The following is a 12,754-nucleotide window of genomic DNA, read 5'->3' on the forward strand; positions in this document are numbered from 1 at the left end:
TACTTACTTTTGTTGTTATGATTGATTTGCCGGTAATTCCAGCCACACAAGTGCAGCGTAAACCAGATTGGTTAAGGGTGAGGCTTCCTGTTGGTAAAGAGTATGCACAGGTGCGTAGCCTTGTTGATACGCATAAATTGCATACCATTTGCGAAAGCGGTAACTGCCCTAACATGGGCGAGTGCTGGGGCGCGGGTACGGCAACCTTCATGATACTGGGTAACATTTGTACCCGCTCGTGCTCGTTTTGCGCGGTGGCTACCGGCCGCCCCTTAGCGGTTGATATGGATGAGCCGAACCGGGTGGCCAACTCCGTTAAATTAATGCAGGTTAAACACTGTGTAATTACATCGGTTGATCGTGATGACCTGAAAGATGGCGGCTCTATCATCTGGGCTGAAACTATTAACGCCATCCGCAGGGAAAGCCCTGAAACTACCCTGGAGACTTTACTGCCTGACTTTAAAGGTAACTGGGACAACCTGGCCCGTGTGTTAGAGGTAAGGCCCGAAGTAGTATCGCACAACCTGGAAACAGTACGCAGGCTTACCCGCGAAGTGCGTATACAAGCCAAATATGATCGTAGTTTGGATTGCCTTCGCCATATATCAGCTGCCGGGCTGCGCACCAAATCAGGCATTATGCTGGGTTTGGGTGAAACCGAAGCCGACGTTCTGGAGGCTATGGCTGACCTGCTTGATGCGGGTGTGCATATACTTACGCTGGGGCAGTATTTACAACCTACACGTAATCACCACCCTGTGGTTGACTGGATTCATCCCGATCAATTTAACTTCTACAAACAAAAAGGCCTCGAGATGGGTTTCAGGTATGTAGAGAGCGGACCATTAGTGCGTTCATCGTATCATGCCGAGAAACACCTGTTTGATTTTTAATTTTTCTTTTTACCTTGTAGCCAGTGAGTAGAAGACCCAAAATATCACTGACTGAAGAAGAATTAGTTAGGGGGCTACGTCACCGTGAAAAGGTAGCGGCCGAAGCTTTGTACGACATGTATTCCGCATCGTTGTATGGTGTTATACTGCGTATTATTAATGACGAGCCTTCGGCAGAGGACGTATTACAGGAAACTTTCATAAAAATCTGGCAGTCTTTTTCGGGTTATAGTGCCGAAAAAGGGCGTTTATTTACCTGGATGGTGAATATCGCGCGCAATTTGGCTATTGATAAAGTACGATCTAAAGATTTTAGGAACCAAACCAAAAACCAAGAGCTCGAAAATAACGTAACTTTTATTGACGAGCAAAAAAACACGGTTTATAAGCCTGAATTACTCGGGTTGAAGGATCTGGTGCAATCACTTAAGCAGGAGCAACGGTCAATACTTGACCTGGTATATTTTAAAGGTTATACCCATGTTGAGGCTGCCGATGAATTGGGTGTGCCTCTGGGTACGGTAAAAACACGTTTACGAATGGCTATACAGCAGCTCAGAAAAAAGTTTTAATAGAAATTGGAAGATATAAGCGCATATATTGAGTCGGGAATACTGGAGCTTTACGTTTTAGGGGATATTACTCCTGACGAAAGGCAACAGGTAGAGGCTGCCGCTATAAAATATCCGGAAATTAAAGCTGAACTGGACGCTATTGAGAAAGCTATGGAGGACTATGCGCAGGAACAAGCCATAGAGCCATCAGAGCAGCAGCGTAACCGGGTATTAAACAGTTTGCTGACGAATTTAGCCGACGATAAAATTTTTACCAAAGCACGCGTACATACTGATTACGATGACGTAAAGGTGGTGCCGCTACCCCCGCGTAACGTTAACTTTTACAAGTATGCTTTCGCGGCCTGCCTTTTCCTGTTGATCGTCAGCATAGCCGCTATTATTGGCTTGTACGGGCGACTCAGACAATCTACCGAGTTAATTACCTCGTTACAAGGGCAGAACCAGCGTTTTAGCAGGCAGGTAAACCTGATGGACGAGCAGATCAACGTTTTTCGAGACCCATCATTCCGTTTTATAAAACTAAAAGGTACTCCAAAAGCGCCGGCATCCGCCATTACCGTTGCATGGAGCCCAAAAAAGAAAAAGGTGATGATTGATATGGAAGGTATAAAAATGCCGGCCAATGATAAAGAGCACCAATACCAGCTGTGGGCCATTGTGGCCGGAAAGCCGGTTGACCTCGGATTATTTGATGTGAAGGCGGATACTTCAGGCATGAAGGAAATGAAAGCGGTTGAGCAACCTCAGGCCTTTGCCGTAACTCTGGAGCCCAGGGGCGGCAGCGTTAACCCCACCATGGATGCCATGATGGTAATCAGCAATATTTAAATAGCCGGCACTGTTATTCCCTGCTTTGCATAAAGCGCGGTCAATTCATTAATATTTTTATAGGCGACATATAACGGCAGCATGCATATTATGCCGAATGAGCAGTCAATAATCTGCCAAAATACCGGAATGTCCCGAACGCCACCAGCAATAAATGCCATCGGAAATATGGCTATACTGGCAATCATGCCAAATTGAATTACCCATGAATTTTTAACCGGATGCCTGTACGGACCGATAAACAATACCGCCAATACAAGATGTGCAAATGCCAGCCAGTCGGTACCGTAGGCTAAATAGGGGTATTGGTTGTTGGTGTTGTGCAGGGCCAGATAAATACTGCTGAGCCAGGTTTGCACAGCATTGGGTAACATATGCATGTTGTTGATTAACCAACCAATTTCTGTTTCGAGCGGAAAGGCCGTAACGCCGCCGATAAATAACCCGGCAATAACTATTGCCATGCAAATACGTATGCGTTTTATTAGTTGTTGTTGAGTTTTCATGATGATATGTGATAAGGTTTAAGAATATTATATTTGATAATATTTGTTATGAAATTAATCTTCACTTTATTACTTGCAACTATTGCTTTTAATTTAAAAGGGCAGCATCCATCAACTGACCCAAAAGTTGCTATGCTGTATAAATTCTATACAGCTTATATTACAGAATGCTCAAGCTCGAATGATAAAGCGGAACTGAACTTATTACTATTGCGAAAAAAATATTGCACTTCAAATTTTTTAAAACAGTATCAAAAATTAGTCGTCGAAACCGACGCTGATCCCCTAATAAATGCTCAAGACAGTGACAAAGATTTTTTGAAATCATTAACTATCAAAAAGAACTTAAAAAGAGCTGACCAGTATGTTGTATCTTATGGGAATAGTATTGAAATGGTTAATATCAACTTAAAAGTTATAACGCAGGATGGAGTGCCTAAAATTTCATCAATTGAATGATTGCCAAATTAAATATCTTCTGCCCGTTGCTTAATTACCTGGAGGATGTTGTTCTGTATATCCTTCATTATCCAACCTGCCCAAAGGCCGGCGTAAAAATTAAAAGTAGTAGTCAGTTTAAAATGGCTGTATAAATGCAGTCGGTAAGTTTTACGGTTCAACTGTTCAAGCTCGTACGTTCCGTCTATCACATCAAAATAGTCGCCGCCTATTACCACGTGTTCATCCATGGTGGTTGAAGGTATCTCGTGCGGATTAGCCTTGATGGTAAAACGCATAAACTCTTGATCCGTGTAGTCAGTAACTTGCTCATGAAAAATCAGTCCCTTATCAAATATGGCTTTGCGGTAGCCTCCCACGCCGTTGTAATTTAACTCCGCACGTATTGGGCGCGGAAAGCCAAGGGTTTCGGTAAGCCAGCCCTTATCTTCGGTAGATGATATACCTCGTACACGGGTTGCGTTGTTCCAGATATGGACTTTGTCAGCATTTATATCGATATAGGTATATGCTTTATAAATAGATGGATGTTCGCCGATGTAGCGTTCAACAGGGGAAATCAGGAAAGGCAATAAAACAAGTAGTGATATCTGCAGGCGTTCATTTGTATGTTTACGCAGTCGTGCCCTGCCGGCCAGCCATCCACCTAGGCTTGCCGCTCCAAAAAACACCGGCATAATCATCAGCCAGCAGGCCCAGCCTTCAAATCCAAAAAATAGCGTTATAAAAAAGAATACCATAATTACCACCCAGGGCATCATCAACCGGTACGAAAGGCTCTTTATTCTTTCAATATTCGATAGATAAACGGTAATCACCCCTATACCGAATGGCACAAGCAAAATGAAACTGATAGACATGATGGTAAATAAACCGTTCAGGCTATCGGTTCTGAATACCGCGTAGGATAGGAAAGCGAATAGTGTAGGTATGCCAACTATTATTAACATACGCTTAAGTGTTTTAAAGAGCACCATGATATATGTGATAAGGTTTAAGTGTTAAATACTTTGTTCAATAGCTGTTTTTATATCCGGCACTTTAAAAGTGTAGCCTGCTTCCGTAAGCCGTGTTGGCAGTACCCAGCGGCTTTTTAGTATCAGCTCTGTTTCGCTGCGCAAAAGAAAGGTGCCGATTTCCAGCATCCATTTGGTGGCAGGTAAGCCGAAAGGCGCACTAACCACTTTGCGTATGGTACCCATCAATTCCCGGTTTTGGATAGGTTGAGGTGATGCGATATTGAATACGCCCTGCAACTGTGGGTTATCCAGCAAAAAATCTACGCTGCTGGTAACATCGTCCTCGTGCACCCAACTAAAATATTGCCTGCCGTTGCCTTGTATACCACCGAAGCCAAACCGGGCAAGGTTCAAATAGTAACCGGCTACACCGCCATGTTTACCCAGCACAACGCTGATGCGCAATACTATTTTGCGAATGCCGGGTATATCCTGTTCGGCAAAAGCCTGCTCCCATTGTTTACAAACCTCTACTGAAAAGCCTGTGCCAATATCACCGGTATATTCATCCTGCGGCCTGTCCTCAGCGTGGCGATAAATAGTAGCTGATGCCGCGTTGATCCATACTTTGGGCGGATTGTCAGTCAAGCGGAGCGCTTCGCCCAATACACGTGTAGCGTTTAGCCGGGATGAAAATATCTCCGCCTTATTCTTTTCGTTATAGCGGCAATTCACGCTTTTACCGGTCAGGTTTATCAGTACATCGCTGTTTTCCAGATGAACTGCCCAGTCGCCGAGGGTACGGCCGTTCCAATAAACCATGGTGATATTGCCGTTTTGTGGCAGAGGGTTACGAGTGAATATAATCACCTCGCTGGCCAGTTTACTAAAGTGACGGGCCAGTACCATCCCTATATAACCACTACCGCCCGCAAGTATTACTTTATTGTATTTCATAACCGTTCAGTTTAAATAATAACAAATAAAACTACCAGGCGGTAAAGCGCCCAGGTAGCGGTAAGCAGCCAGCCCAGTTTAAGCAATTTTGTTCGGCGGATGTGTTCTAAAAACATCAGCCCGGCTACCGCCAAAAAGTAAAGTGTGCATATTATAGCGGGTATGGCAATAAACTGTGCTGCAATTACCACTGGCAATAAAACCAGCGCACCCGCGAAAGAGATGGTCATCATGTTGCCCAGATAGTCCCACCTTTTGTCGGCAGCGTACAAGCTTACAATCAGCCCTTGAAATAATATCTGTCCGCCGCAGATAAGGTATTCGCGGTAAGCAATTGCCGTCGGTTATCAGGGGCGTTAATAAAGCGGCATATTGTGTGAGTACCGCACCCACTATCAGCCAGGTGAACATCAAATACGCCAGCCTTAGTTTTAAACTGAATGATGGCTGAATAGCATAATCATGATTATTAGCCGGGATGATTACCCTGCGGTTATATGATATGAAAGCATAGCACTTAGCCGCCAGCCACACAAATGGCCCAAAGCTGAACAAGCCTTTAAACATAGGGAAGGAGTTGCCAATCACTTTGAATAAGCTTTCGATGCCGTATTTAACTTCGCCGGTTTGGGTGTTTACCAAGGCTATTTCGTTCACGGCACGTTGCCGGTCAATCAGCGGACAAAGCATCTCTGGCGTATCCTGGTAGGCGGTTCTGCCCGTATCGTCAAGTATACCCGCACTTACAAATGCTTTGGTGTACAGGTTGCACATAGGGCATTCCGCATCGTAAAGTATAATATGGTTTTGCAGCGTTTTCATATTCGGGAGATTTGATGTTTATATTTATTGTTCTGCAAATGGTTTATAACGTTCCATCATCACTTTAGTGAAATGAGCCTTATTGCGTAACCTGAAGAATATGGCGAGGTTTATAAAGTGCACTGCGCCTAATATCAAAATAATGCGGCCAACCTTATAACTCAAAATCTCGATCACTTCCCGCATGTTTACAATAGTGCCATACTCTTTTAATACCACTACCATATAACCAATGTTGATAAGATAAAAGCCCACTACCAGCAGCTTATTTACTGAGTCGGCAAGCTCCGTATTGCCGTGAAATATATCCACCAAAAAAATACGGCCGTTGTTGAATAAAACTCGCGCTACCCAAATGGTAACGGCAATGCTTACTGATAGATAGAGTGCGTAGGTTAAAATGACGTAATTCATGATATTATATTTAGTTGATGATAAGTTTCGAATTTTCAGTAATTAATGAAATATATAGATAAATTTTTTTATTTAAATATTTTGAAGATAGAACCCCAAAACCAGTTCTCTTCTGCCTTTATCATGGTTTCTAAAGTATTGTTCACGTTTGCCGATAGTTTGGTAATGCCTTTTACAGAGGTTTTAAAAGTTTTATAAGCGGGGTCATTTTCACTTCCCTTTACTTCGGCCAATTCATTCAAAACTTTCAACAGCGGGTCCAGCTCGCGCTTTTTACGTTCTTGTGCCACCTGGCGGGCAATGGTCCAGGCATCTTTCTCGGCAAAAAAATATTCCTTACGTTCACCGGGTTTCAGTTGCTTTTCAACTAATCCCCAGCTGATCAGGTCACGCAGGGTCATGTTGGCATTACCGCGCGATATGCTAAGCGCTTCCATTACTTCCTCGGTTGTAAGTGCCTCGGGAGCTATCAGCAACAAAGCATGTACCTGTGCCATGGTGCGGTTGATGCCCCATTCTGATCCCAGCTTACCCCACGTCTCAATAAATTTCAGTCTTGCTTCAACCAATTCCATATACAAAAGTATACTTATTTTTTAACTTTCAAAAATTATTGAAAGTTTATTTCAAATAATTTATCGCTTTTGATAAAAAAGTTCAGAAATGCTGTAACGTATTAAAAGTCTACACGTCTTATAGATAATTACAGAGAGTATTTAGTTCTTTATAAGGTCAGTTAATAGTTAAAAAGGAAAGGCGGTTGTTGATACTCACAACCGCTTTTTTTATGCCATCAACTTTGCCATAGTAATGGGCAGTTGCTGCGCGAGTTTACTTGGCAATACCACGTTCATCCGGTTGGGCAGAGCTAATTCATCTCCGGCTTTACCGTGTATATAAATCCCCGCAAGGCAGGCCTGTTCAGAGGTGTAACCTTGCGCCAACAGGGAAGCCAGTATGCCGGTAAGTACATCGCCCATACCACCGGTAGCCATTGCCGCATTACTGGTAGAGTTAAAGTAAAGCTTACCCTCAGGCGTTGCGGTTATGGTATAATCATTTTTTAGTACGATATACAGGTTACGTTCGGCCGCTTGTTGTCTTGCCGTTTGCAGGCGGGCCCACCAGCTGGTATTGTCGCCAAACAGGCGGTCAAATTCCTTCATGTGCGGGGTAAGTATGCTGCCAGCGGGTATAGCCTGCCATAAGGTATTGTTTTTTGCGAGCAGGTTAAGTCCGTCGGCATCTATAACTATTGGCTTTTTATAATTGGTGAGCACGTAGGCAAATAATTTCAGCGCGTTATCATCAGTGCCCAATCCCGGGCCGAATGCTATCGAGCGGAACTTGTCCCAGGAAATGTCAGGCAGTGTATCTCCATCGCGGACGATGGCCATAAGCTCAGGCATATAACTGTTTAACGCAGTTAAGCCGCTGCCGGGTATACATGCTGTTGTTAGCCCTGAACCGGCATAAGCCGCTGCTGACGAGCATAGCAAGGCAGCCCCCATGGTGCGCGCCTCGCCTGCAATAATCAAGGTATGGCCATAAGTGCCTTTATTGCTAAAACGTGTGCGGTGTTTTAACATACCGCGTACATCTTTCTCCTCAATATATTGATAAGGAGAATTGAGAGAACGGGCATATTGCTCGTTGATGCCAATGTTCACCGCTTCCCAGCAATTGATATGGTGCTTTGACTCCGGCAGCAAAAAATTGATCTTAGCCTGCTGAAAAGTAATCACCAGATCGGCTTGTAAAACGGTTGCATCCTGCGGTATTTCGCCATCAGCAAAAAAGCCGGTAGGCACATCAACGGCTACCACCGTTTTATTAAGGCTATTCAAATAATCAACCAGTGTTTTGTAGTCGCCATTAAGCGGTTTGTTCAACCCGCTGCCCAGCAGAGCATCTATAATGATTGAACTACTTTCATCAGGCAATATTTCGGTATTATTTATGGTTACATGGGTTACGCCGCAATCGTGCAAGCGCTGTAGGTTCGCATCAAAATCAGCTGTTGATTTATCGCTAAAACGGGCGATAAAAACCTTGATATATTGATATTTATGCTGATGCAGCATACGGGCTATGGCCAGCCCATCGCCGCCGTTGTTACCGGTACCGCAGTAAATGCTTATACGTTCGTTCCGTTCAGGGAAATGATTGATGAACCATCCCACAAAAGCTTTTGAGGCCCGTTCCATCAGGTCGGTAGATGTGATGGGCTCGTTTTTTATCGTCCAGGCATCAGCCTCGCGTATCTGGGATGAAATAAGTAAAGGCAGCATATTATACTAATTTATAACATGCTGCCTTTGTTTTTCGGGCTTATCAAAAATATTTTACGCTTAGTTTTTAATGCTCATCTCTTTAGCCTGCATCATTTTGCGCAGGTTGTTGAGGGCATAGCGCATACGGCCAAGTGCGGTATTAATGCTGACATCGGTAATATCGGCAATCTCTTTAAAGCTCATATCACCAAAGTGGCGCATAATTAATACTTCTTTTTGCTCTGCAGGCAGCAATTGTATCAAAGTTTTTAAATCCTTGTGAGTTTGCTCACGTACCATGCGGTCTTCCATACTTTCGTCATAATTGCCTAATACCTCAAAAATATCAAAGTCGTCGCCGTTACTAACCATAGGCGCACGCTTTTCGCGGCGGAAATGGTCAATAACCAGGTTATGCGCAATACGTGTTACCCATGGTAAAAACTTACCTTCTTCGTTATATTTTCCAGCTTTTAAAGTGTTAATTACTTTTATAAATGTATCCTGGAAAATATCCTCGGCGAGGTATTCGTCTTTAACAAGCAAATAAATAGAAGTGTATATTTTGGTTTGATAACGGCGAATAAGCTCTACAAGCCCCCCTTCATCGCCCGAAATATAAAGATGGATTAGATCCTGATCACTTTGCAATTTTAAATCCATAGAAAACCTTACTACTTAATTAAGTTTACTTAAAATGTTGTTGAGTAAAGTTTATCCTATAATTTTTTGCTTTAGGGGTAATACAAAATGTTAAGTCAAATAAAACAAATTAAACAATAAAATGCAAATTTATTTGTTTGACCATCTACACTAACTTACGTTTAATACCGCCTGTAAGTTTTTTTTCAAAATAAAATTGTTGCAGGTGTTATAAACGCAGTTAATAATTACAAGCGGCATGCCGGGCCGCGCGTTTTTGCACAGCTTTGTTATATTTGCTTCCGGCGTTAACAGCGCTTTAAGATACAAAAAATATGGCTAAGAAAAAAGCAGAAACAACACATACACCCATAGTGACCCAACAGTCGCTCGAATTTTTTGAAAAGTATATCAACAATCCTTCGCCAACAGGTTTTGAATGGAAAGGCCAGGAGCTTTGGCTTGATTACCTTAAACCTTATATTGACGACTACTATGTTGACAACTATGGCACCGCGGTAGGTATTATTAATAAAGATGCGGAATACAAAGTTGTGATTGAAGCACATGCCGATGAGATATCATGGTTTGTAAATTATATTACAAATGACGGCCTGATCTATGTGATACGTAACGGCGGGTCTGACCACCAGATAGCGCCATCGAAAAGAGTAAACATTCACACTGATAAGGGTATTGTTAAGGCGGTGTTCGGCTGGCCGGCAATTCACACCCGCCAGGGCGGTGAAAAGGAAGAAGCGCCGACGTTGAAGAATATCTCTATTGATTGCGGTTGTACTTCTAAAGAAGAAGTGGAGAACCTCGGCATACACGTGGGTTGCGTTATTACTTACGAGGATGAGTTTATGGTGCTGAACAACCGTTACTATGTTGGCCGCGCATTGGATAACCGTGCGGGTGGTTTTATGATTGCCGAGGTTGCGCGCCTGCTGAAAGAAAACAATATTAAGCTGCCATTCGGGTTATACATTGTAAATGCGGTACAAGAGGAGATTGGCCTGCGTGGCGCCGAAATGATTGCCCACCATATAAAACCAAACGTAGCCATTGTTACCGATGTTACGCACGATACCACAACGCCGATGATCAATAAAATTATTCAGGGAGATCTAGCTTGCGGCCGTGGGCCGGTGGTGTCATACGCGCCTGCTGTACAAACCAACCTGAATAAGCTACTGGTTGAAACGGCGCAAAAAAATAATATACCATTTCAGCGGCAGGCTTCATCGCGCTCAACCGGTACCGATACTGATGCTTTTGCATACTCAAATGATGGGGTGCCTTCTGCACTGATATCCTTACCATTGCGCTACATGCACACCACGGTAGAGATGATTCATAAAGAAGATGTAGATAATGTGATCCGCCTGATATATGAATGCCTGCTGAATATTGAGGCCGGGCAGGATTTCCGTTATATTAAAAACCGATAATATTTAATGGCCCAGTACGTAATTCCGCTCAAGTACCGCAAAATGGAGAACCTCCATATTGTGTTTTGGTTGTTGAAGGATATAGGCTGGTGCCTGATATGGAAGCCGTTGGGAATAGTGATGATATTCCCAACGCTTATTATATCCGTTATTATTGCCTGGCGCACCAGGCAACTGATGTCTGAGCTTTGCCATAACCTGGCCATCACCTTTTGGATAACAGCTAACAGTTACTGGATGGTGAGTGAGTTTTTACACCTGGATGCCCTTACAGTTTACGGAACTGTAACCTACAAGCACCTGGCGCTTATTCCCTTTTTAGCAGGTGTGTTTTGCCTGGCATACTACTACGCTGTATGGCGGCCTAAACATCCCGAATCCTTAGAAACCTTATAACGGCACTACCTTTCGCCGTTCCATTCTGCGTAAAACTGTTCAAGAAACTGCAGCATATAATCATGGCGTTGCTGCGCTATCTGCCTGCCGGTATCAGTATTCATTTTATCTTTAAGCAGTAACAGCTTTTCGTAAAAATGATTAATGGTAGGAGCGGTGGTGTTTTTATACTCCTCTTTGGTTAGGTTAAGTTGCGGCTGAATATCCGGATGGTACAATGCCCGGCCTTTAAAACCACCGTAGCTGAATGCCCGTGCAATGCCAATAGCGCCAATCGCATCAAGGCGGTCAGCATCCTGTACTATTTGCATCTCCTTAGAGGTAAACGCTACCTGCCCAAAACTGGCCTTGAACGACATATGCCTGATGATCTGCTGAACATGAATAATAGTTTCGGCATCAACATCAAGGCTTTGCAGCCATTTGCCGGCTGTAGCCGGGCCTATCTCCTCATCACCATCATGAAATTTAGCATCGGCAATATCATGCAACAATGCAGCCAGCTCAATCACAAAATGATTAGCCTGCTCGCCTTTGGCAATGAGCTTTGCATTACCCCAAACACGGCGAATATGCCACCAATCATGGCCGCCTTCGGCATGTTCAAGAGTTTGCTGTACGTAAGTTTTGGTTTGATTGATAATCTCCGCTTGTTGTGGTGCTAACATGCGGCAAATATAAAAATCAGAAACTGCTATGCAGCCTCTGATTTTCCGGCCTCAATAAGGCCTGTGATACTTGTACCTAAAATATCCGCTATCTGGAAAAGCCGTTCAACGGTAATTTTGGTATAGCCTAACTCTATTTTACTATAGGCGTTTTGAGAAATCTTAAGTTTGGCGGCAAGGTACTCTTGGGTATAGTTCTTTGCCTCTCGTTGCTTGCGAATATTTATCGCAACCGACTTAATTTTTGAGCTTAAACCATCTGTCATACTAATCATTGTATCTGATAAATGATAGTATAAACGAGAAAAATTTAAGCCTGGATTTTTACAACTTCACTTTTATATTAATTTATTTCTTACGAAATAAATACCTACTTATGGATATAGCTTAGTTACTCTTTGGTTGTTGTTTTAAGCTATAGTTTACGGATACAGTGGGTAGTAAAGTAGCCATATCCAGCGGAACCTGGTCAAAAGACATGATAGGCTTGCGGCTGGTATAGTAGTCATAAAACTCTTTCTGTATCTTATCAGGCGCGGTTGCAGGGGCCAAAAAGCTGATAGAAAAAGGTAATATAAAATCGTGCATTTTTTCTCCATCAGGTATCACCCATTTTTTGTTGGATTTACGCAACGCATCTATAATGGGCTGTACCAGTGAGGCATCATCGGCATAATAAACGATGATTTTTTTAATGTTGCCCTCGCCATCGGCCGTAAATTTAAACACCGCGGTTCCTGATGCTTTTTTCTTGACAATATCCGCCGAAACCTGCAGGCTGTCCTTAAAAAACTTGGTCATTACCGCCTTGCCGCCCTGAAAAGGGAAGGCCAGGTGCTGTTGTGCCATTGCGCCAAGGGTAAACAAGGCGGCACATATGGTTATTAATAATTTTTTCATGT

The 12,754-nt window shown here is 43.2% G+C and carries 17 protein-coding genes; 6 read left to right on the forward strand and 11 right to left on the reverse strand.

All coding sequences use genetic code 11. The features are described from left to right. The first annotated feature begins 17 nt into the window (after positions 1–17). The 3 genes from lipA to ABD960_RS20345 are packed head-to-tail and all read left to right on the forward strand — an operon-like array spanning position 18 to position 2,302. Positions 18–896 (forward strand): lipoyl synthase, encoded by an 879-nt coding sequence (gene lipA / locus ABD960_RS20335; protein WP_345334235.1) that lies wholly within the window; start codon positions 18–20, stop codon positions 894–896. Between the two features lie 23 nt (positions 897–919). Then, positions 920–1,468: an RNA polymerase sigma factor gene (locus ABD960_RS20340; protein WP_345334237.1), complete on the forward strand. Its 549-nt coding sequence runs from the start codon at positions 920–922 to the stop codon at positions 1,466–1,468. Positions 1,469–1,474: 6 nt separating this feature from the next. Then, complete coding sequence (locus ABD960_RS20345) at positions 1,475–2,302, forward strand: anti-sigma factor (protein WP_345334239.1); 828 nt, start codon at positions 1,475–1,477, stop codon at positions 2,300–2,302. On the opposite strand, the gene ABD960_RS20350 is transcribed toward ABD960_RS20345, so the two are convergent. Then, positions 2,299–2,808 (reverse strand): hypothetical protein, encoded by a 510-nt coding sequence (locus tag ABD960_RS20350; protein ID WP_345334241.1) that lies wholly within the window; start codon positions 2,806–2,808, stop codon positions 2,299–2,301. The two genes, ABD960_RS20345 and ABD960_RS20350, sit on opposite strands and share 4 nt — an antisense overlap. A 48-nt stretch (positions 2,809–2,856) precedes the next feature. Between ABD960_RS20350 and ABD960_RS20355 the strand changes: the two genes are divergently transcribed. Continuing rightward, entirely contained in the window at positions 2,857–3,267 is a 411-nt protein-coding gene (locus ABD960_RS20355) for a hypothetical protein (protein ID WP_345334243.1), read from the forward strand. 8 nt (positions 3,268–3,275) lie between these two features. On the opposite strand, the gene ABD960_RS20360 is transcribed toward ABD960_RS20355, so the two are convergent. The 7 genes from ABD960_RS20360 to ABD960_RS20390 all read right to left on the reverse strand — a co-directional run bounded on the left by ABD960_RS20360 (position 3,276) and on the right by ABD960_RS20390 (position 9,355). Further along, complete coding sequence (locus tag ABD960_RS20360; RefSeq protein ID WP_345334245.1) at positions 3,276–4,217, reverse strand: hypothetical protein; 942 nt, start codon at positions 4,215–4,217, stop codon at positions 3,276–3,278. A 51-nt stretch (positions 4,218–4,268) separates the two neighbouring features. Beyond that, entirely contained in the window at positions 4,269–5,183 is a 915-nt protein-coding gene (locus ABD960_RS20365) for a TIGR01777 family oxidoreductase (protein ID WP_345334247.1), read from the reverse strand. A gap of 78 nt (positions 5,184–5,261) precedes the next feature. Further along, positions 5,262–6,005, reverse strand: coding sequence for a thiol-disulfide oxidoreductase DCC family protein (locus ABD960_RS20370; RefSeq protein WP_345334249.1), 744 nt, complete (start codon positions 6,003–6,005; stop codon positions 5,262–5,264). A 24-nt stretch (positions 6,006–6,029) separates the two neighbouring features. After that, positions 6,030–6,419, reverse strand: a complete 390-nt coding sequence (locus ABD960_RS20375; protein ID WP_345334251.1) for a hypothetical protein — start codon at positions 6,417–6,419, stop codon at positions 6,030–6,032. A 68-nt stretch (positions 6,420–6,487) separates the two neighbouring features. Further along, positions 6,488–6,994, reverse strand: a complete 507-nt coding sequence (locus tag ABD960_RS20380; RefSeq protein ID WP_345334253.1) for a GbsR/MarR family transcriptional regulator — start codon at positions 6,992–6,994, stop codon at positions 6,488–6,490. A gap of 210 nt (positions 6,995–7,204) precedes the next feature. Beyond that, a complete protein-coding gene (locus tag ABD960_RS20385) occupies positions 7,205–8,710 on the reverse strand; it encodes an NAD(P)H-hydrate dehydratase (RefSeq protein ID WP_345334255.1) in 1,506 nt (501 codons plus the stop codon). 60 nt (positions 8,711–8,770) lie between these two features. Continuing rightward, positions 8,771–9,355 carry an RNA polymerase sigma factor gene (locus ABD960_RS20390; protein ID WP_232177656.1) on the reverse strand — a complete coding sequence of 195 codons (585 nt, stop codon included), beginning with the start codon at positions 9,353–9,355 and terminating at the stop codon, positions 8,771–8,773. Positions 9,356–9,669: 314 nt separating this feature from the next. Here ABD960_RS20390 and ABD960_RS20395 point away from each other — a divergent pair, with 314 nt between their 5' ends. Together ABD960_RS20395 and ABD960_RS20400 are read left to right on the forward strand one after the other, a co-directional pair. Next, positions 9,670–10,788 (forward strand): M42 family metallopeptidase, encoded by a 1,119-nt coding sequence (locus ABD960_RS20395; protein ID WP_345334258.1) that lies wholly within the window; start codon positions 9,670–9,672, stop codon positions 10,786–10,788. A gap of 6 nt (positions 10,789–10,794) precedes the next feature. After that, positions 10,795–11,184, forward strand: a complete 390-nt coding sequence (locus ABD960_RS20400; RefSeq protein ID WP_345334260.1) for a hypothetical protein — start codon at positions 10,795–10,797, stop codon at positions 11,182–11,184. Between the two features lie 5 nt (positions 11,185–11,189). On the opposite strand, the gene ABD960_RS20405 is transcribed toward ABD960_RS20400, so the two are convergent. From ABD960_RS20405 to ABD960_RS20415, 3 genes are all read right to left on the reverse strand, one after another. Further along, entirely contained in the window at positions 11,190–11,852 is a 663-nt protein-coding gene (locus ABD960_RS20405; RefSeq protein WP_345334262.1) for an HD domain-containing protein, read from the reverse strand. A 26-nt stretch (positions 11,853–11,878) separates the two neighbouring features. Further along, positions 11,879–12,127 carry a helix-turn-helix domain-containing protein gene (locus ABD960_RS20410; RefSeq protein ID WP_345334264.1) on the reverse strand — a complete coding sequence of 83 codons (249 nt, stop codon included), beginning with the start codon at positions 12,125–12,127 and terminating at the stop codon, positions 11,879–11,881. A gap of 112 nt (positions 12,128–12,239) precedes the next feature. Further along, a complete protein-coding gene (locus ABD960_RS20415; RefSeq protein WP_345334266.1) occupies positions 12,240–12,752 on the reverse strand; it encodes a hypothetical protein in 513 nt (170 codons plus the stop codon). Positions 12,753–12,754: the final 2 nt, after the last annotated feature.

Source organism: Mucilaginibacter defluvii (genome assembly GCF_039543225.1).
Classification (GTDB): domain Bacteria; phylum Bacteroidota; class Bacteroidia; order Sphingobacteriales; family Sphingobacteriaceae; genus Mucilaginibacter; species Mucilaginibacter defluvii.